This is a genomic window from Rhodococcus sp. P-2 (assembly GCF_016598535.1).
GTDB classification, from domain to species: Bacteria; Actinomycetota; Actinomycetes; order Mycobacteriales; family Mycobacteriaceae; genus Rhodococcus_F; species Rhodococcus_F baikonurensis.
The window spans coordinates 3,507,312-3,527,488 of the sequence record NZ_CP066779.1; the positions used below are offsets into that span (position 1 = coordinate 3,507,312).

17 protein-coding genes are annotated in these 20,177 nt (G+C 62.4%); 8 read left to right on the forward strand and 9 right to left on the reverse strand.

Features of this window, described 5'->3' with window-relative positions; translation table 11 throughout:
- Positions 1-27 precede the first annotated feature (27 nt).
- The 3 genes from I7X09_RS16720 (at position 28) to I7X09_RS16730 (ending at position 4,729) form a co-directional block, all read left to right on the forward strand.
- Entirely contained in the window at positions 28-1,725 is a 1,698-nt protein-coding gene (locus I7X09_RS16720) for a PucR family transcriptional regulator (protein ID WP_200313054.1), read from the forward strand.
- 269 nt (positions 1,726-1,994) lie between these two features.
- Positions 1,995-3,221, forward strand: coding sequence for a CaiB/BaiF CoA transferase family protein (locus tag I7X09_RS16725; protein ID WP_200313055.1), 1,227 nt, complete (start codon positions 1,995-1,997; stop codon positions 3,219-3,221).
- Positions 3,218-4,729, forward strand: a complete 1,512-nt coding sequence (locus I7X09_RS16730; protein ID WP_200313056.1) for a carboxyl transferase domain-containing protein — start codon at positions 3,218-3,220, stop codon at positions 4,727-4,729. Before I7X09_RS16725 ends, I7X09_RS16730 begins: the two co-directional genes overlap by 4 nt.
- Positions 4,730-4,821: 92 nt before the next feature.
- On the opposite strand, the gene I7X09_RS16735 is transcribed toward I7X09_RS16730, so the two are convergent.
- From I7X09_RS16735 to I7X09_RS16745, 3 genes are all read right to left on the reverse strand, one after another.
- A complete protein-coding gene (locus tag I7X09_RS16735; RefSeq protein WP_095971634.1) occupies positions 4,822-6,255 on the reverse strand; it encodes a uracil-xanthine permease family protein in 1,434 nt (477 codons plus the stop codon).
- Positions 6,256-6,403: 148 nt separating this feature from the next.
- Positions 6,404-8,047, reverse strand: coding sequence for a PucR family transcriptional regulator (locus I7X09_RS16740; protein WP_095971633.1), 1,644 nt, complete (start codon positions 8,045-8,047; stop codon positions 6,404-6,406).
- A 102-nt stretch (positions 8,048-8,149) separates the two neighbouring features.
- The gene (locus I7X09_RS16745; RefSeq protein WP_124568449.1) at positions 8,150-9,265 is read right to left on the reverse strand and encodes an XdhC family protein; all 1,116 of its coding nucleotides are present in this window, start codon (positions 9,263-9,265) and stop codon (positions 8,150-8,152) included.
- Positions 9,266-9,547: 282 nt separating this feature from the next.
- On the opposite strand from I7X09_RS16745, the gene I7X09_RS16750 reads away from it, so the two are divergent.
- The 3 genes from I7X09_RS16750 to I7X09_RS16760 are packed head-to-tail and all read left to right on the forward strand — an operon-like array spanning position 9,548 to position 12,094.
- Positions 9,548-10,735, forward strand: coding sequence for a CaiB/BaiF CoA transferase family protein (locus tag I7X09_RS16750; protein WP_200313057.1), 1,188 nt, complete (start codon positions 9,548-9,550; stop codon positions 10,733-10,735).
- Positions 10,736-10,778: 43 nt separating this feature from the next.
- A complete protein-coding gene (locus tag I7X09_RS16755) occupies positions 10,779-11,438 on the forward strand; it encodes a helix-turn-helix domain-containing protein (RefSeq protein WP_200313058.1) in 660 nt (219 codons plus the stop codon).
- Entirely contained in the window at positions 11,435-12,094 is a 660-nt protein-coding gene (locus tag I7X09_RS16760; RefSeq protein ID WP_200313059.1) for an enoyl-CoA hydratase-related protein, read from the forward strand. The genes I7X09_RS16755 and I7X09_RS16760 overlap by 4 nt, the downstream gene beginning before the upstream one ends.
- Here the strand turns inward: I7X09_RS16760 and I7X09_RS16765 are convergent.
- Positions 12,062-12,607, reverse strand: coding sequence for a hypothetical protein (locus I7X09_RS16765; RefSeq protein ID WP_200313060.1), 546 nt, complete (start codon positions 12,605-12,607; stop codon positions 12,062-12,064). The two genes, I7X09_RS16760 and I7X09_RS16765, sit on opposite strands and share 33 nt — an antisense overlap.
- A 114-nt stretch (positions 12,608-12,721) precedes the next feature.
- Between I7X09_RS16765 and I7X09_RS16770 the strand changes: the two genes are divergently transcribed.
- On the forward strand, positions 12,722-13,453 hold the full coding sequence (locus tag I7X09_RS16770; protein ID WP_200313061.1) for an MBL fold metallo-hydrolase: 732 nt from the start codon (positions 12,722-12,724) through the stop codon (positions 13,451-13,453).
- Here I7X09_RS16770 and I7X09_RS16775 read toward each other — a convergent pair.
- Positions 13,445-14,836, reverse strand: coding sequence for an amidase (locus tag I7X09_RS16775; RefSeq protein ID WP_200313062.1), 1,392 nt, complete (start codon positions 14,834-14,836; stop codon positions 13,445-13,447). The two genes, I7X09_RS16770 and I7X09_RS16775, sit on opposite strands and share 9 nt — an antisense overlap.
- Positions 14,837-14,985: 149 nt before the next feature.
- Complete coding sequence (locus tag I7X09_RS16780; RefSeq protein WP_200313063.1) at positions 14,986-15,297, reverse strand: ArsR/SmtB family transcription factor; 312 nt, start codon at positions 15,295-15,297, stop codon at positions 14,986-14,988.
- A 91-nt stretch (positions 15,298-15,388) separates the two neighbouring features.
- Here I7X09_RS16780 and I7X09_RS16785 point away from each other — a divergent pair, with 91 nt between their 5' ends.
- A complete protein-coding gene (locus tag I7X09_RS16785; protein ID WP_200313064.1) occupies positions 15,389-16,447 on the forward strand; it encodes an SDR family oxidoreductase in 1,059 nt (352 codons plus the stop codon).
- Positions 16,448-16,618: 171 nt separating this feature from the next.
- Here the strand turns inward: I7X09_RS16785 and I7X09_RS16790 are convergent, their stop codons facing one another.
- Genes I7X09_RS16790 through I7X09_RS16800 form a run of 3 tightly spaced genes read right to left on the reverse strand, consistent with a single transcriptional unit; the run spans position 16,619 to position 20,171 of the window.
- Positions 16,619-17,473, reverse strand: a complete 855-nt coding sequence (locus I7X09_RS16790; RefSeq protein WP_200313065.1) for an ATP-binding cassette domain-containing protein — start codon at positions 17,471-17,473, stop codon at positions 16,619-16,621.
- Complete coding sequence (locus I7X09_RS16795) at positions 17,470-19,281, reverse strand: dipeptide/oligopeptide/nickel ABC transporter permease/ATP-binding protein (RefSeq protein WP_200313066.1); 1,812 nt, start codon at positions 19,279-19,281, stop codon at positions 17,470-17,472. Before I7X09_RS16795 ends, I7X09_RS16790 begins: the two co-directional genes overlap by 4 nt.
- On the reverse strand, positions 19,278-20,171 hold the full coding sequence (locus tag I7X09_RS16800) for an ABC transporter permease (RefSeq protein ID WP_200313067.1): 894 nt from the start codon (positions 20,169-20,171) through the stop codon (positions 19,278-19,280). Before I7X09_RS16800 ends, I7X09_RS16795 begins: the two co-directional genes overlap by 4 nt.
- Positions 20,172-20,177 lie beyond the last annotated feature (6 nt).

The following is a 20,177-nucleotide window of genomic DNA, read 5'->3' on the forward strand; positions in this document are numbered from 1 at the left end:
CAGCGTGATCGCGCGTAGTCTCGCGACATGGATAGATCTGCCAAATATTCGAGCGAAGAGCTTCAACATTTGCCAGAAGGTGGCGACTACAGGTTGACGGTTCGGGATGTCCTCGAGCTGCCCAGTCTGCGTGGAGCCGAAGTCCTTGCCGGGCACGGGGGGTTGCGCCACCTCGTCCAATCGGTGAACGTGATGGAAGTACCGGACATCCTCGCTTGGGTGAAGCCGAACGAACTGTTGGTGACTACCGGGTTCCCGCTGCGCTACGGGCGAACCGGAGAGCTTCTCGACGATACCGATCTCAGCGACCTCGTCGACGGTCTTGCACGCCGAGGGGTCGCGGCACTTGCCGTGAAAACCGGCCGCTATCTCGACGAACTGCCGGAAGCCATGCTGCACATGGCAGAGCAGCGAGGGCTGCCGTTGTTGGTTCTTCCCGTCACCGCAGGGTTCGACGAGGTGATCTCGGAGGTCTTCACCAAGTTGGTGGCGAAGCAGTCTGCGGCACTCGACATTGCCGACCGTCTTCACCGCTCGTTGACTTCGATCGTCTTGGAAGGTGGCGATCTACCCCAGATTGCAGCAGAATTCGCCGCGCTTTTCGACGTCAGCGTTCTGATCTGCTCGCCGGACGGAAGGGTGTTGACCGAGGCCGGGGATTCAGCTGCACTGAACGCGCTTCCGTTGTTCGAGAGCACCGGTCGGTTCCTGACCGAACGGGTCGCTGTCGGTTTACAGAACGCGCCCAAGGGATTTCCTGGTCAGTTGGCGCTCACCCGCGTGGTGGCCGGCGGCACCGACCACGGCCGAATGGTCGCGTACGCCGGTACCCACGAACTCGGAGCAGTCGTCGTTCAGGCGTTGGAGCGAGCAGCCACCGTTGCTGCTCTGGCCGTCACCAAGCAGCTGGCAGTTGCGGCAGTGGAATCCAAGTTCCGCGGCGACTTTCTCCGCGACGCACTGATAGGCGAAGCCGGCTCGCCGGCGGAAGTGAGCGCGCACTTCACTCAGTTGGGGTGGGATGTCACTCGTCCACTTGCCGTTGTGGTTGCAGAACTCGACGTCGATCACCCGGAATCCCAGCACGCGAACTCCACTCGCACAGACCAGGATCGACTCAGTGACGGCTGGCAACAAGTGGTACGCGCACACGAGCGGACGGCGCCGTCCGTCGGGTTTCGACACGAGGTGGTCACGCTTTTGCCGACCAGCACCGACCGTGCGGTTCGGGACATCGAAGGGTTGGTGCGCAAGGTTGCCGGAGATCGCACCAGCGGCCGCCGCTCCTTCAGCACGGGAGTGAGCCGGGTGATCTACTCCCTGGCCGATCTACCTGCTGCGTACGACCAGGCCTGTACGGCCGTGGTCGTCGGCCGACGCATCAACGGGCCCGGACGGATTGCACACTTCGACGAACTCGGCGTACACCGACTCCTCTCGCTCCAGACGGACAAGAGCGAACTACGTTCGTTCACCGATGACGTTCTGAAGTCACTGTCGGCGGACAACGCCGAAGCCGCAGACTTACGTCTGACACTCCAGACGCTGCTCGACTGCAATTGCAACGTCGCCGAGGCGTCGCGGGCTCTTCATATGCACTACAACACGTTGCGATACAGAATCGGAAAGCTGGAGAGTGTCGTCGGATCGTTCACCGACGACCCCGTCCTTCGATTGAACGTCTCACTCGCCCTGCAGGTCATGAAGATGCACGAGATGAGCTGACAGAACGCCCCAATTACGGTTCGATACAACCGCAATCCAGCCGTGCGGTGAGCGTTCGTCACTTCTTACCCACCACTGATACCCGTCATCGGCAAGGTTACCCATGTGCCGCTGACCGGTGCGCGCTTACGGTTCGAAAGACGGGCCGCACATACCTCCTTCAGTGGCCCTGGCCGATTTCTCGGTCCAGCGGACCGGAGTCGACCGAACTACGGAGGCCTCAACCACCAACTGGCTCAGCCAATTACACCAGAACACGGCGGTGCGACATGAACTCGACTTCGAAGCCTCACAACACAAGTGCTCGTAGTGGTCCGTTACACGACGTGATTGTCGTCGACCTCACGCGCGCACTCGCGGGTCCTCACGCGGCAATGATGCTCGGCGATCTGGGTGCCGACGTGATCAAGGTCGAATCACCTCACGGCGGCGACGACACCCGTGGGTGGGGGCCGCCATTTGTGAAGCCACCGCTGGAACCACCGAACGCGCAACGGGAATCGACGTACTTTCTGTCCACGAACCGGAACAAGAAGTCGATCACGCTCGACCTCAAATCCGACAGCGGGCGCGCAACCCTCGAAGATCTCGTCTGCCGCGCCGACGTTCTCATGGAGAACTTCCGCACCGGAGTTCTCGATCGACTCGGATTCTCCACCGAGCGGCTGGCCGAACTCAATCCTCGACTGATCGTCCTGTCCATCAGCGGTTTCGGCCACGACGGCCCCGAAGGTGGCCGCGCCGGCTACGACCAGATCGCCCAGGGGGAGGCCGGACTCATGTCGCTGACCGGCTCGAGTCCGGACGACGTTCAACGAGTCGGAGTTCCGATCGCCGATCTTCTCGCCGGGATGTACGGGGCGTTCGGCGTCGTCGCGGCTTTGAAGGAACGTGAACAGACGGGGAGAGGCCGTGTCGTTCGAACGTCGCTCTTGGCCAGCGTGGTCGGTGTTCATGCGTTTCAGGGAACGAAGTGGACCGTCGCCGGCGAGGTAGGCACAGCGCAGGGCAATCACCATCCCTCCATCGCACCGTACGGGCTCTTTCGTACCGGCGATGGCGCAGTACAGATCTCGGTCGGCAGCGAAAGCCTGTGGAGAAGATTCTGCGAAGGGTTCGAACTCGATCCAGACGCACCGGGTATGGCAACAAACGCCGAACGCGTCGAGAATCATTTCCAGGTAGTCGAATTGATCGAACGTACCTTCAAACCGTACTCGCGTGACGAGCTTCTGACCGAACTGGACCGCATCGGAATACCGGCAGGACGGGTCCGGACGATCTCCGAAGTGTACGAATGGGAACAGACCCGATCACAGGGGTTGCTCGTCGACGTCGACCACAGCACGCTCGGAAACATCACCCTGCCCGGCCCGCCGCTACGATTTTTCGATCCGGACGGAACCGAGGTGACGGAGACCCGCCACACTGCACCTCCGGTACTCGGTGAAGACACTGACGAAGTCATGTCGTGGCTACAAGGATTCACCCGATGAACCGCCTGTCGGCTCGCGACATGCTCGACCTGGTGATCGATGCCGGCACCTGGGAGTCGTGGGATACCCCTCCGATACCGGTGGCGACCGACTCCGACTACACCGAAGCGCTTCTTTGTGCCCAGGAGAAGACCGGACTCGACGAGTCCGTGCTGACCGGAAGCGCCTCCGTCAGAGGCCGCCGCGTGGCAATCATCGTCTGCGAGTTCGGTTTTCTCGGTGGATCGATCGGCGTGGCAGCGGGCGAACGCCTCGTCGTCGCCATCCGTCGAGCGACGCACGAGCAGCTGCCCCTTCTTGCGCTTCCCACCTCCGGAGGAACGCGGATGCAGGAGGGGACAACGGCGTTTCTGCAGATGGTCAAGATCACCGCGGCGCTCATCAAGCACAAAGAAGCGCACCTGCCCTACATCGTCTACCTCCGAAACCCCACCACCGGAGGCGTATTCGCGTCCTGGGGGTCGCTCGGTCACGTGACGATCGCGGAGCCGGGAGCCCTCGTCGGATTCCTCGGTCCCCGAGTGTTCGAGGCTTTGTACAACTCACCTTTCCCCGTCGGTGTCCAGACAGCGGAGAACCTTCACGCGCACGGACTCATCGATGCGGTGAGGCCGCCAGACCAGCTCGCCGAAATCGTCGACCGCGCGTTGCGCATCATCACCTCGAGACGTCGTGGGTACTCGTTGCCGAGTGACCCGTGCTCGTACGACTGTCCACCCGATACGTCAGCCTGGGAATCCGTCGTCGCATCCCGGCGCGAAGACCGACCGGGGATTCGCGAGGTGCTGCTCAATTCCGCCTCGGACATGCTCCCGCTCAACGGAACCGGCCAAGGCGAGAACGATCCCGGCATCATGCTCGCGCTCGTTCGCTTCGGCGACATGCCCTGCGTCCTTCTCGGACAGGACCGACGCGGACAGACTCCTCACTCCCCACTCGGCCCCGGCGCTCTGCGGGAAGCTCGGCGAGGAATGCGGCTTGCCGCAGAACTCGATCTGCCATTGGTGACGATCATCGACACGGCAGGCGCGGCACTGTCGAAGGAAGCCGAAGAAGGTGGATTGGCCGGCGAGATCGCTCGGTGCATAGCCGACATGATTTCACTCGAGGTCCCCACCATTTCCCTCCTGCTCGGGCAGGGCACCGGCGGCGGAGCCCTGGCACTGATTCCGGCCGATCGAGTGCTGGCGGCCCGCCACGGTTGGCTGTCGCCCTTACCTCCCGAGGGGGCGAGCGCGATCATGTTCCACGACATCACGCACGCTCCGGAGATGGCGGCCAGTCAAGGGATACGGTCCTTCGATCTGCTTACAGGCGGCATCGTCGATCGGGTCATCCCCGAATGTCCCGATGCCGCGGACGAATCCGCTGCATTCTGCACTCGTGTCGGAGCGGTACTGCACTACGAGCTGAGCGTGCTCACTGCTACCGATGCGACCGAACGGCTCATCACCCGCACCGAACGCATCGACCGTATCGGCCTGGTCGAAGCCAGCACCGCCGTCTGATCGATAAGCACACAGAACACACACCGCGAAAGGCCGGACATCCTCCAAGGAGGATGTCCGGCCTTCGACAATCGAGCACACTCAGCCAAGCGTCACGTGAGCTGCGGGGCGGGTTCTTCCCGTTCTCCGCCGGGAGCCTTCGAATCCGGCTTGTTCGGTTCCGGGTTCTTCGCATTCAGCTCCGGGTTCTTCGAACCTATGTACTGGCACAGGTGGTACATCCCGATCACGACAATGGTGCCGAGCGCGATACCGCTGAGCGAGAACGTGTCACTGAACTTCAGGGCAGTGTCGCCGATACCGATGATCAGGCCGGCCGCGATCGGCATCAGGTTGAGCGGATTGCCGAAGTCGACGCCGTTCTCCTTCCAGATCTTGGCGCCGAGAAGCCCGATCATGCCGTAGAGCACCACGGTGATTCCGCCGAGAACGCCGCCGGGCGTCGCCGAGATGACGGCACCGAACTTGGGGGAGAAGCCGAGCATCATCGCGACGATGCCCGCGACCGCGTAAGCGGCGGTGGAGTACACACGGGTCGCTGCCATGACACCGATGTTCTCGGCGTACGTCGTGGTGGGCGAACCGCCGACGCTGCTGGCGATAGCGGTGGCGAAACCGTCACCGGCAAGCGCGCGTCCCATGTACGGGTCGAGATCGTCGCCGGTCATCTCGGCCACGGCCTTGACGTGGCCGGCGTTCTCCGCGATCAACGCGATGACACCGGGAAGAACCAGGATGATGAACGTCAGGCTGAACGACGGGGCGTGGATGCCGACGATTCCGTTGGCCTCGTCCGAGAACGGGGGCAGGCCGAACCACGACGCCGACTGCACCGAATCCCAGTTGACGCGGAAGTGCTCGGTGATCTGACCGGTGCCTGCGTCGTACGAGGTGATCGTGCCCGAGACCCGGTCGAGGATCCAGGAGAGGACGTAGCCGAAGATCAGCGCGAGGAAGATTGCGATGCGCGCCATGAAGCCGCGTAACGCGATACTCATGACGATCAGGGCCACCATGACGATCAGAGCCACCCACTGGTCCTGCGGCCAGTACAGCCCCGCGACGACGGGTGCCAGGTTGAATCCGATCAGCATCACCACTGCCCCGGTCACCACCGGGGGAAGAACCTTGAATACGACCCGGCCACCGAGGAAGTGGATCGCGATACCGATGGCTGCCAGGACCAGTCCGGACACCAGGATCGCACCGGTCACCTCCGCAGAGGTTCCGCCTTGGGCACGAATAGCGGCGATACCACCGACGAAAGCCGCCGACGTACCGAGGTAGCTGGGAATGCGTCCCTTGACCACCAACAGGAAGAAGAGCGTACAAAAGCCCGACATCATCACGGCAAGTTGAGGATTGAGCCCCATGATGATCGGGAAAACGAACGTCGCGCCGAACATCGACACCACGTGCTGGCTGCCCAGCCCGATGGTTCTTCCCCAGCTGAGCCGCTCGCCGGGAGCAACCACTTCACCCGGTTTGATGTTCTTTCCATCTCCGTGCAACGTCCAAATCGGCATGATGGGACCTTTCGTGCAGAGGAAGGTGTCCGAACGCTGAGTGTGCTCCAGCTCACAAAACACCGTGACTGGAGTGAAACGCTATTACAGCGCGGAGGTATCGACGTGATGACAATCTGCCAGAACCCGCCGACCCGGATTGGCAATATTAGTGATTGATGCCGCGCATCGCGGTTATCTTCAGTGCTAGAGACAGATCCAACCGGAGTTCGGGTTGCGCCGTGAAGGGTCCCAGCATTTTCTCCAGCTTAACGACCCTGTAACGCAGTGTGTTGTAATGGAAGTGGAGCTTGCGCGCTGTCTCGGCGATGTTGATGTTGGTCGCGAGCAGGACTTCCAATGTCTTGCGCATGTCCTGCGCTTCGGCAGTTTCCTCCGTCAGTTCCCGCAATGTCTCACGGGCGAACGTCTCCAACTCGTTTTCGTCCTCGACCAGACTGAGCAGTCTGTACACGCCGAGATCGTCGAACTGAGTCACCGTCCACGGACCTGAGATCCGGCGGCCGACAGTCAATGCGGTGCGCGCCTGGCTGTAGAGCGCGGGGACGGCGTCGATCGCCGCTGCCGGCCGGGACACCCCGACACTGAACGGCCTTCTCCCGCCGCCACCTTCACCGCGAACGACTGTGACGAGATCCCGCACCAAGGCCATCGTGTCGGTGCCGACGCCCATCACGATCACCGTCTCACCCGTCAGCGCGGTCACCGCCGCACCGGGATCACGGTGGGCGATCGCGCCGGAGAACGCCATCGCCTGACGGTCGACGACGGGCAGCCGAGCGGGCGCCGCCGAGGCCGGTTCGTCGACCGGGTCCGGTTCGATCGAGACGATCACCAGCGGGCGATCGAAGTCCCACCCGAACGTCTTGGCGTGGGAGACAACGTGATCGTGATCCCCGGCACGGCCGAGGAGCAGGTCGTGAACGAAGTTCGCACGATGGCGCTCTTCCACCGATGCCACGGCTTGTTCACGGGTGATCACCAACGCGCACACCGACGCGGCCCGCTCGACCAGGTACTGGTCGTAACTCGTCATCACGCGCTCACCGGTGAACAACGCGAGACGCCCGTGGTCGATGTGATTGGCGGAAATCGCGGACACCGCGATGAATTGACCGTCGAACTCGTGCAGACCCAACCCGCCCTCGACGGTGTCGGTCCGCAGACGACCGGTGGAATCGACAGCCGGACAGGCCGACAGATTCTTGCGCTCCGCGGCATCCCCAGCCCGGCAGATCTCGCGTCCGTCCGAAGTGGTGATCAGGGCGGCGCCCTTCATCTCCCGTGCAATGACTTCGGTCAATTGCGGGAGACCGCCGCCGCCCATCACGACGTCGACCAGCAACCGTCGCAACCGCTCGGCCCCGAACATGGCGTCGATCTGGGCCGACTCCGTCTGCTCCCGGCCTCCGGCCGCAGGGTGATCGCATGCACCGTGAAAAACCAGGAGCGGGAAGCCGGCGCTTTCGGCCGCGTCGACCAGTTCCGGCGCGAGAGTGTCACCGTCTGCGCCGAATTGGACGGCAAGTGCCGCAACTCCACGCGTCGACAACCGTCCGACAAATGCTTTGAAGGTTTCGGTCACCCTGGCGAGGGTTTCCGGCGTGGTGATCAGCAACTGTCCGTGTCGCAGCCACGGTCCGATGTCCGGAACCGCCATGAATCCCACCCGGGCCACCGTCGGGTCGTCGGAGCCGCCGGCAACCTTTCGAACACCAGGAAGGAGCGAGGTTCGAAGAAGTTCGGAGAGAACAGCATTCACCTCGGATGCCGGTACGGCCGGGTTCGCCACTTGGCAGGCACCTCGATTTCATTCGGATCACGGAAGATGGTTCACGAAAGAAACGATCCTATCCCCACCGAACACAAGATGTCCGAATTCAGCGCAGTCGACTCAGGCCGTTCGATGCAGGGCGGTCGGATTCTCCTGAGGTGGCGGGTGGATCGGCCCCTGCAGATCCCGCAGTTCCAAACCGGAGGCATTGCGCAGGGTCTTGGTCATCTCGGCGAGGATCGAGACTGCAGTTTCTTCTGGTGTCCTGGCGCCGAGATCCAACCCGATCGGTGAGTGCAGGCGCCCCAACTCCGCGTCGGTGACGCCTCGCTCCTTCAACAGCGCCACCCGACGCTCATGCGTCGCACGACTTCCCATCGCACCCACGTACGCAGCCGGCGAACGCAGCGCGATCTCGAGCAACGGGATGTCGAACTTCTCGTCGTGGGTGAGCACGGCCAGGACGGTTTTGTTGTCGATCGGTGCGGTTTCGAGGAACTTGTGTGGCCACATGACGACCAGATCATGGGCGTCGGGGAAACGCGCTCGAGTTGCGAAGACCGGCCGTGCGTCCACGACGGTCACGCGGTAACCCGCAAAGGCGCCCAACGTACACATCGAGGCGGCGAAGTCGATGGCTCCGAAGACGTACATCCGCGGTAGCGGAGCGAATATCTCGACCAGCAGGTCGTGCTGCGAATCGATGAGAGTTCCCGCGGGCGCGACAAAAGCTACGGACTCACCGGTCTCCATCGTGCGCAGCAGGATGGCGACCTCGTCCTCCGTGGCATCCAGATCCCCGCTGCGTCGGCCGTGCTCGACGACGAGGTGCCGTGCCGGTGCTCCCGGACGCACTTCGGTGACCACGACGACGGGCGTATCGGCCTCGATCCGTTCACAAACCTGACCGAACTCGGTGAAATCGGCTCCGACGGCCTGGACAAACACTTCGATGGTTCCGCCGCAGGTCAGACCTACTCCGATGGCGTCGTCGTCGGAGACACTGAAGACCTCGACGCGGCTGGTGCCGTCGGCGAGAACCTCCTGGGCGATCTCGTACAGCGCACTCTCGATGCACCCGCCCGAGACGCTGCCGACTACCTCGCCGGAGCGTGAGACGGCCATGGAAGCACCGGGCATGCGTGGTGAGGACCGCCAGGTACGGACAACCGTCGCCAGTGCAAAATCCTCGCCACGGGCGTGCCACTGCGCCAGCTGAGTGGAAATGTCGCGCATCGCCTCGCCTCCCGTTTGCATCGCCGTACGTAGAGAGTTCACGGTATCGGCCCACCGCAATCCTGCCTGTCACACAATGCGCCTAAATCCGGGCCCTGCAGTTGTGCAATGTCGCCGTCGCATCACCTTGCGCTCTCGACCAGTGTTGTCACCGAGCCCAGCCGAAAGCAGGCCTGACCTTCATTCTTCCCCTCTCCGACGATCACTGCAGCGGTAATTCACGCAGATGGTGCGACGGATCGAGTGGGCGACGTTGCACACCACAGAACCGAGGTTTCTACGATGGACCAATTGCTCAGCGGTATCAAAGTTCTCGACCTCACCCGCGCTCTCGCGGGGCCTTTGTGCACGTCGCTGCTGTCGGACTTCGGCGCCGACGTGGTCAAGGTCGAAACCCGTGGCTCCGGCGACAGTTCGCGTCAGTGGCCGCCGTTCGACGGCGATCGAAGCCTCTACTTCGCGTCCGTGAACCGCGGCAAGAGGTCGATCGCCATCGACATGCGCAGTGACCGCGGACGGAAACTGCTTCGCAGCCTGGCCCTCGACGCGGATGTGCTGGTCGAGAATTTCCGTCCGGGAGTACTGGCCGACATGGGGCTCGATCCCGATTCGCTCGAGCAGGAGAATCCAGGGCTCGTCGTGATGAGCATCAGTGGTTTCGGCCCGGTCGGCCCCGACCAGTTCGCGCCCGGACTCGATCAGGTGGCCCAGGGCATGTCCGGGTTGATGTCGGTCACCGGTGCCGGTGAACAGACCCCGATGCGGGTCGGAATCCCCATCATCGACACGGTCTCGGGCATCTACGCGGCGCTGGGAATCACGGCGGCACTTGCCTCTCGCGGTCGCGACGGTCGTGGGCACCGCGTGCAGACCTCGTTGCTGGAATCCGCGATCTCGATCATGACCTTCCAGGCGCAGGACTACCTGAGCACCGGGCGGGTGTCGACGCCGAACGGCAATACGCACCCGACCATCACGCCGTACGGCGCTTTCGACACCGCGGACTTCCCGATCAACATCGCCACCGGGTCGGACAAGCACTGGATCGCGCTGTGCTCGGTTATCGGCGATCCCGACCTCGCCTTCCGTGCCGAATATGCCACGGGTAAAGAGCGTTTGGCACACCGAGACCAACTGACCAAAGAACTCGAGGAGCTACTGACCGCAAAAGGGGCGGCGCAGTGGATCGCCGAGATCCGCGGTGCCGGAATTCCCTGCGGCCCGATCCATTCGATCGATCAGGTGTTCTCCGACCCGCAGGTCGAGGCTCTGCAGATGGTCGAGCAGACGCACAGCGCGGACGGGACGTCGATTCCCGTTGTCCGCGGACCGTTCTGGGTGGACGGCAAGACCCTTCCCGTCAGGAATGCGCCACCCATGACTCTCGGCGGTGACGCCGACGGCGTACTCACCGACTTCGGCCTGCGCCCGGAGGAGATCGAGGATCTTCGCGCAAATTCGGTGATCTGACCGCACACTAGTAACAGAGCAGACGCTCTGTTACTGTGCGTTCATGCCTCGGCCCCGCGTCCACGATCTCGACACGCTGCTCGACGCTGCCGAAAAACTTGCCGCCACTGCCGGGCCGAGCGCTGTCACGGTCAGGGCGGTCTCCGACGCCACCGGTGTGTCCAACGGGGCGATCTATCACGCATTCGGCTCTCGCAGTGGATTGGTCGGCAGCGCGTGGCTGCGTGCCGCGCAACGATTTCTCGCGCTTCAGCAATCGAGAGTGGACGACGCTCTCGCGGACCCCTCGCAGACCTCCGCGGTTTCCGCCGTCGTCGCAGCTGCCGAAGTTCCGGCCGTCTTCGCGCTCGACTACCCACAATCCGCGTTGCTGCTGCTGACGATCCAGCGCGACGAACTGCTCGGCACCGACGTCCCCGCCGACATCGCCGAGAAACTCACACAACTCGACCGGTCTCTGGTCGAGTTGTTCATCCGATTGTCGACCGCGCTCTGGGGTCGCACAGACGGCAGAGCCGTCGAGGCAATCGAGGCCTGTGTTGTCGGCCTACCTACCGGGCTGCTCATTCATCCCGCCACACGCGCCGACGGTTGGCGAGTCCCCGACGCCGCAGCACGCGCGCGGTTGGATGCGGCGGTTCGCGCCGTTCTGAGTTTGGATCCACCACTCCCACAGTCCCGCAACAGGAAAGGCCCGTCATGACCGCAACTCTGCGCTTCGAAGACAAGATCGCCGTTCTCGATCTCGGCGAGGACGAGAATCGTTTCTCGCCGGATTGGCTCGATTCCGTCGACAAGCTGCTCGATCAGGCTCTGAACGAAGGCGCACACGCCCTGGTCACCACGGCGACGGGCAAGTTCTACTCCAACGGACTCGACCTCGACTGGCTTGGCGCGAACGGCGACAAGGCGAAGTGGTATGTGCAGCAAGTCCAGTCGCTGTTCTCTCGAATGCTGACGTTCCCGATGCCTACCGTCGCTGCGATCAACGGCCACGCCTTCGGGGCCGGCGCAATGCTCGGCATCGCGCACGATTACCGCGTCATGCGCGATGATCGCGGCTACTACTGCTTCCCGGAGGTGGACATCAACATCCCGTTCACCGAAGGAATGGCAGCTCTCATCCAAGCCAAACTCAGCCCGGCGTCGGCAATCGTCGCCATGACCACGGGGCGGCGATACGGCGGAAGTGACGCATTCGCAGCCGGTTTGGTGGACTTCACCGCATCCGTCGATGCTTTGACCGCCAAGGCCATCGAAATGGTTGCACCGATCGGGCCGAAGAATCCGGGCACGCTGGGCGCGATCAAGTCGACTATGTTCGCGTCAGTGGTCACCGCTCTGAATACCGACGGCTAGAAGCGATGGACTACGTTCTCGCAGAGCCGCTTCCAGTTCATCGGCAACACTTTCGGCATCGCGACCTTCGGTGCTCAGAACTACGTCGACTCCACTGAGCGTCGGCATCGAACCGGCCAGCAGTTGTGACGCTTCCACCAGATCGCCCAGCCCGGCCCAGCCGGGCGGTTCACGTTCGATGATTCTGGTGCGCAACGTATCCGGATCGGCCTCGAGGCGCGCCAACAGGTGCCCCTCGGCGCCGGTCGCGGCCAGCAGGGCACGCCCGTAGTCGTCGTCTTCGACAGTCGCCGTGAGGAAGAGGAGTTCATACCCCGCTTCCCGGTACGACGCGCACAGCATCCCGACGTGTGCGATTGCCCGTTCGGTCCCCAGCGGCGGGTAGCACCGCTCGAGTTCGTCCACCTCGATCATCGCGTTGCTCACCCCGACCTCGCCGAGTCGATCGTGAAGCGCGGTCAGCACGGAACTCTTCCCCGCGCCCGGCGGGCCTGTCAGCAGCAGTACGAACACGCCTCCACTATTCCAGAGCCGTGAGCATGTCCAGAGCCTTGTGCAGGCGCGGGGCGGCGAGAAGGCTGGAGAAGACAGCTTGACGTGTACAGCAGCCCTGATCGGAGCACAGCGATGACCACCACGATCACCGAAATCGCGCCGGACATCTACCGACTGTCGACCTTCGTGGACGAAGCCAACCTCACGATGAACCAGTTTCTCGTCGACGGCGAGGAACCCCTGCTCTTCCACACCGGGCAGCGCGCGTTGTTCACCTCGGCTTCCGACGCACTCTCCACGTTGATCGACATCGGCCGACTGAAATGGATCACGTTCGGTCACGTCGAGGCCGACGAGTGCGGATCAATGAACTCCTGGCTTGCGGCAGCCCCCGAAGCGCAAGTGGCACACGGCGCGATGGGGTGCTTCGTTCAGGTCAACGATCTGGCCGATCGTGCACCACTTCCCTTGCAGGACGGCGACGTACTCGAAACCGGCAGCCGCCGAGTTCGCCACATCGACACCCCGCACGTCCCACACGGGTGGGACGCGGGCCTGATGTTCGAGGAGACGACGGCCACTTTGTTCTGCGGAGATCTCTTTACCGCGTTCGGGCACCACCCCGCGACCACCGAGCACGAAATCGTCGGTCCCGCTTTGGAAGCCGAGGACTTGGGCCACGCCACCTGCCTCACCCCGGATCTCGAACCCACGATCCGTGCCCTGGCCGATCTCGAGCCGCGGATTCTGGCGACCATGCATGCACCGACGTACTACGGCGATTGCGTCACCACGCTTCACGACCTGGCCGACTCGTACGCAACACGTTTCGCAGCCGAAACCGAAAGATGGAAGTCAGACTAGAGTTTGCGCGTTCGACGTGATTCGCGCCGCCACGGACAGCGCAACATGCTCGTGGAACGGCCGCGCCACCACCTGCATTCCGATCGGTAAACCGTTGCGGGAGAGTCCTACCGGAACCACGACCGACGGAAGGCCGAGCACACTGATCGCCCGGCAACTCGCGAGCGCGTCCATCCACGTGAGTTCGCGACCGCCCACCTCGAAGCTCTCCACACCGAGCGGCGGAGCGAGCACCGACGCAACCGGCAGAATCAGGACGTCGCCCATCTCGTCGAGGAAGCCGGCGATCAACACCGCGCGATCCGCCCACAGCGCTTCCACCTCGGTTGAACTTCGATCACGGCCTGCCGCAAGCATGGCGGTGATGTCCGCGTCGAAAGAGTGCGCTGAACCTGCAGCGAGAGAGTGGATGTCCGCGTGGGTCTCGACCGATCGCAACGCACCGAAAAGTCCGTTCGCACGTGGCAGGGCCAGACCGTCGTACTCGCTCGCGTCCAGACTGTTCGCCACCGAGCGAACCGCCGACAGGATTTCGGCGTCGACGGGCATGGTTCCCTCGCCGGGTGCCCAGCGGATGTCGAGGTGTTCGACGTCGACCGAGTCCGGCTCGGTCCACGCGAGATGCGGCTTCGACAGGACGCGCAGCGCAAGCGTCGCATCACCGAGGTTGCGGGCCAGTGGGCCGATGGTCTGGATCGTGCCGTGCATCGTCGCGGGATTGGCGAGTACCCGTCCATCCGAAAGCACGCCGGGGTATTGCCCTTCTGGGTCGATACGGCCGAGCGTCGGGCGAACCGAAGTGAGGCTGGTGCAGTGTGCGGGCCAACGCACCGAGCCGCCAAAATCCGTACCGAGTCCGAGCACACTCATTCCGACAGCAACCGACGCGGACTCGCCGCCACTCGATCCGCCGGGGGACCGGACGACGCCGTCCGGTCGCACCGGGCTGGCCGTGGTGCCGAACAGTTCGTTTCGAGTCAGCCCGCAGGCGCCGAATTCCGGGGTGTTGGTCTTGCCGATCAGAATTGCGCCGGCAGCCTTGAACGCCGCAACGGCCGGTGCATCGACGGCCGGGACGTTGTCCGCCAGAGTGCGAGAACCGGCAGTGGTACGCACGCCGGCAGTAGCGATCAGGTCCTTGACCGTGAACGGAACCCCGGCAAGGGGACCGAGTGTCTCGCCGAGAAGGCGACGTTCGTCCAGGCTGTCGGCGGTCGCCAGAGCCTCTTCGGCGCACACGGTGACCAGCGCGTTGAGTTCGCCATTGCATTCGTCGACCCGTGCGAGATGGCCTTCGACGACCGTCCGCGCCGACGCCTGACCCGACCGCACGGCTTCGGCGATGGATCGGGCATCACGGCCCACCCAGCTCTCACGACTCATCGCACGCCTCTCCTCGCCGGACTCCTCTGCCGAGCGTAAAGACAGCAAGCAACCCGAGAAACGACCACAATGCACATACCGACGGCTCCGGCGATGTGAGGTTTTGCCCAACGTCTGCAGCCCCGGAGGGATCGGTCAGGCGCTGGTACCTACAAACCCTGCCTGATGAATGCAGCAAGCTTCTCGATCTGTTGCTCGTTTCGTTTGTAATGCCGCCACTGGCCGATTCGTGTGGTGGTGACCAGATCCGCGGCCTGGAGTGCGGCCATGTACTGAGACGCAGTCGATTGCGATACGTTCGCCCTCGCTTGGATGTGCTTGAGGCACACTCCGACCTCCTCGGCAGGCTCGAGCTGAGGGGGAAAGCTTCCGGGGTCTTTCAACCACTGCAGGATTTGTACACGCATCGGGTTGGCCAGCGCCTTGAACGCCGTTTCCCACTCGGTTGCCGTGTCTTTCATGTTCGTCAGCATACCGCTAGATCGCGAAATGCCGATATGTGTGATTCACTCCCTATATCGCAACATCGCGATATACCAATGGGAGGTTGGAATGGTGCAGCACGACAAAGTCGCACTCGTGGTCGGAGCCCGTGGTGTGATCGGTGGGAACTTGATCGATCACCTCGAATCAACCGGCGAATGGAAGATCATCGGACTCTCGCGCCGAGGCGGCACGGACACCGACCGGGTCGAACACATCGCAGTCGATCTGCTCGATCCTTCCCAGACTGCGGAGGCACTGAGCGGACTGCACGGCGTCACCCACGTCTTCTACGCGGCCTATCAAGACCGCCCGACATGGGCCGAGCTGGTTCCGCCCAACTTGGCGATGTTGGTCAACACTCTCGACGCCATCGAGCCCGTTGCCGGCGAACTCGAGCACGTCAGCCTGATGCAGGGCTACAAGGTTTACGGGGCACATCTCGGACCGTTCAAAACTCCCGCCCGCGAGAGCGATCCACCGCACATGCCACCCGAGTTCAACGTCGACCAACAGCAGTTCCTCGAACGCAGGCAGCTCGGCAAGTCGTGGACATGGTCGGCGATCAGACCCTCGGTCGTTTCCGGATTCGGATTGGGCAACCCGATGAACCTCGCGATGGTCATCGCCGTCTACGCAACCATCTCGAAGAAACTGGGTGTCCCACTCCGATTCCCCGGCAAACCCGGCGCGTACACCAGCTTGATCGAAATGACCGACGCCGGACTCCTGGCCGAAGCAACGGTCTGGGCCGCGACCAATCCCGAGTGCGCGAATCAGGCGTTCAACATCAACAACGGCGACCTGTTTCGCTGGCAGGAAATGTGGCCGAAGATCGCCGCCTTCTTCGACATGGACGTCGCACCTCCGCTCCCGCTGTCCCTCGATGTCGCAATGGCGGACAAGGAGTCGGTGTGGGATGAACTCGTCGAGGAACACCAACTTGCTCGAACCCCGTATGCCGATGTCTCGTCCTGGGGGTTCGGTGACTTCGTATTCGGATGGGACTACGACTTTTTCGCTGACGGATCGAAAGCTCGGCGGTCCGGATTTCACCGCCACGTCGACACCGAAGCGATGTTCCTCGACATCTTCGCCAATCTGCGGGCTCGGAAGATCATCCCCTGACTGAAAACACGGTCACTACGAATACTCTTGTCGGGATCAGAAACTGGCGTCGAGCATCGTTGTGCGACTGAGGTGCCGTCGGCCCTCATGGAGATTCCTTCCGTCTCTGGCGCCGAAAAGATATCGAACCAATCGCTTCGGGCGCCGGCTATTGCATTCGACAACGTATTCTCAGAGGCTCGTTGCCCGCTCACTGCGGGCGAACTCACGGCGACGCTCGCGTCGGACCTTCTGCTCGACGGGATCTGCCACCGGTGCTGACATCTGCAGCTTCTGCGTGTACGGGTGCGCCGGCCGGTCTGAGACCTGCTCCGCGTCACCTACTTCGACTATCTCACCGTTGAGCATCACCGCGATTCGGTGACTGACTGCGCGAACGACAGCGAGATCGTGAGTGATGAACAGGTAGGCAATCCCCTTTTCTGCCTGAATCTCGACGAGCAAATCCAAGACCTTTGCCTGGGTCGACAAGTCCAGCGCACTGGTGGGTTCGTCGCAGATCAGCACGCTCGGAGACAGGGCGAGTGCACGTGCGATCGCGATTCGCTGCCGCTGTCCACCGGAGAACTCGCGGGCGGTACGGGCGCCCGCGTCTGCCGGAAGATGCACCTGCTCCAGCAGCGACCGCACCATTTCCCGGCCTGCCTTCTGCCCGCTCGCAAGCAAAGGTTCAGCGAGGATGTCCTCGATTGTCATCGACGGATTGAGCGACGAATAGGGATTCTGGAACACCACCTGGATGGAGCTGGCGATGGATCGTCGTTCCTTGCGACCCAAACGGCTGATGTCTCGGCTGCCCATGTGGATGGTTCCACCACTGACCGGAGCCAGTCCCAGGATCGCGCGGCCCAGAGTTGTCTTCCCTGAACCGGATTCACCGACCAATCCGACCGTCTCGCCCGCATGTAGGTCGAGCGAGACGTTCTTGATCACGTGAGCTTCCGGCGATCGGAAAGTTCGACCCGGGTAGCGGACATCGAGATCCCTGATCGACAACAGCGGGGTAGTTACGGTCGAGTCGCTCACGGCGCCACCTCGACTGACGTGGCCTCGAACGGGATCCGACTGACAAACCGGTCAGGCATGGAGTCCAACAGCATTCGGGTGTATTCGTGCTCCGGTTCAGCAAACAATGTACGTACGTCACTGCTTTCCACTATGCGACCCTCCTTCATCACGCTCACACGATCACAAATATCTGCCACGACCCCGAAATTGTGCGTCACCAGAAGAACTCCGAAATCGCGCTCGTTCTGCAGATCACGAAGGAGGTCGAGGACGTCGGCTTGAACGGTGACATCCAGTGCCGTTGTCGGCTCGTCCGCCACGATGAGCTCGGGTTCACCGGCGAGGGCGCCGGCGATCAGCACACGTTGAGCCATACCACCGGAGATCTGGTGCGGATACAGATCGAACATCCGACGTGGATCGTTGATTCCCACGCGTGCAAGGAGATCGAGCAACCGTGCGTGCGCATCATGTTTGCTGATGTCGGCGACAGCACGCAGGCCGTAGGTGAGTTGTTGCCCAACCGTGAAGGTGGGGTCCAGGTTGGTCATGGGCTCTTGCGGGATGTACGCGATACGCCGGCCACGCGCCTTCTTCATCGCATTCGAATCATTGAGAATGTCCTGACCACGGAAGTACACGGATCCACCGACCACTGCGGCTTCCGGAGGAAGGATACCCAGAATCGAGTAGGCGATCTGAGACTTACCCGAGCCCGATTCACCGACCAGACCGTGTATTTCGCCGCTCCTAACCTCGAGATCGACGCCGTGAACCACAACACCGACCGTCTCATTCGACGAGGGGTACCCCAGTTCGAGTCCCTGGATCCGCAGCAGGACATCGGATTTCGGCTTCGTGTCGGTAGGGAGCGCGGTTGACCGCTCACGGGTGCCCTCGCGCTCGGCCCGGATCTCTTTCACCTTCGACGCCGACAGAGCTGGATGGCGGGTGCCCGACGTTTCGAGTGTGTCGCGCAGTGTATTTCCGAGGATCACCAATGAGAGTGTGGTTGCACCGATGAGCAGGGCCGGCCAGACGACAGCGGTGCCGTTGTTGTAGATGTTCGCGAACGCTTCGTTGAGCATTCCACCCCAAGACGGTGTGTTGCTATCTCCCAATCCGAGGAACTCCAGCCCCGCCTGAACCGAGATACCTGTCGCCAGAACGAATGAGCTCTGCACGATCAGTGGCCCACGGATCGAACGCAGGACATGCCGCGAAATTATCCTCCCGTCGGACAAGCCCGCGACTCTGGCGGCGTCGACGTACAACTCACTTCGGATACTCAGGACAAGGGAGCGGACCAGTCGGAAGAAGTTGGGGGCAATCAGCACACCCAGAATCGCCATGGAGACAGTGATGTTCGGCCCCACGACGGTGTAGAGCGAGATGAGAAGAATGAGTCCCGGAAATGCCAGCACGATGTTCGACACCCAGTCGAGAACATCGTCGATCCGACCACCCCAGTAGCCTGCCACCAGGCCCGTCACGATGCCGATGCCGGCCGATACGGCGAGAACCACGAGGCATGCCATCAAAGTGCCGGTCGTTGCGTACATCAAGCGGGAGAGAATGTCTCGACCCGAGCGGTCACCACCGAGCAGGAATTCCGTGTCGAACGGTGCCGCATTCGTCAGTTCGAGTTTGGCGAGATTGGGGTCGAACGGGGCAAGCAAGGGTGCGGCAACCCCGAAGATCACGATGGCGATGAATACGACAAGCGAGCCCGCCGCCATCGGGTTCTCCAGAAGCCGTCGCCAAACCGACTTGTTTGTCGGCGCCGTCGATGCCGGACCGGCCGACATGATCGAGTCAGTGCTCACGAAATCCTCACCTTCGGGTTGATCCAGCCGTTGAGCAGATCGGCGCAGACATTGACGACGATGACCACCAGCACGCTGAAAACGACACAACCCATGACGGCAGGAAGATCGCCGGTGATCGCAGCAGTCTGCGTCAATTGCCCGACGCCGGGCAAAACAAAGATTCTTTCGATCAGGACCGCTCCACCAACAAGTCCGATGGTCTGGAGAGAGAGAACTGTCAGTCCCGGACTGGCCGCATTTCGCAGTGCATGGCGAAGAACGATCGCCCGCTCGGATACGCCGCGCGAGCGAAGCGTGCGGATGTAGTCCTGCGAGAGAGTGTCGATGAGGGCGCCGCGAAACTGTTGCGCCGAACCTGCCACCAGGCCGACGAGTATCGCGGTCACGGGGAGCACCAGTGATGCAGCCCATTCGCCTGCATTCTCCTCGATCGGCACGTAACCGGTCGCAGGGAAGAGCGGGATCGCAATGGCGAAAGCAAAGACGAGAGCGATCGCAACGAGGAAGTTCGGGAGCGCGAGACCGCCGATCGAAAGGAACTGCAGGCCTTTGTCGACCCACCCGCCGAACACCGCCGCACAAACGCCGACGACCACGCTCAGGACCGCAGTCAGCAAGATAGCGAGCACGACAAGCGAGATCGTCACCGGTATACGCGTCGTCAACATGCTGCTGACGCTCTCGCCGGTGGCGAAGCTGGCACCGAGGTCCCCGGACAGCAAACCTTTGAGCCATTCCAGGTATTGAAGTACCACCGGACGATCGAGACCGAGTTGAGCCACGCGTGCGGCAACTTGTTCATCGGTTGCGGTCTCGCCCAGAGACTGACGCACACTGGCAGCTCCGTTGGAGAACACCATCATGAAGGTCAAAGCTGTTACTGCCAAGAAGAG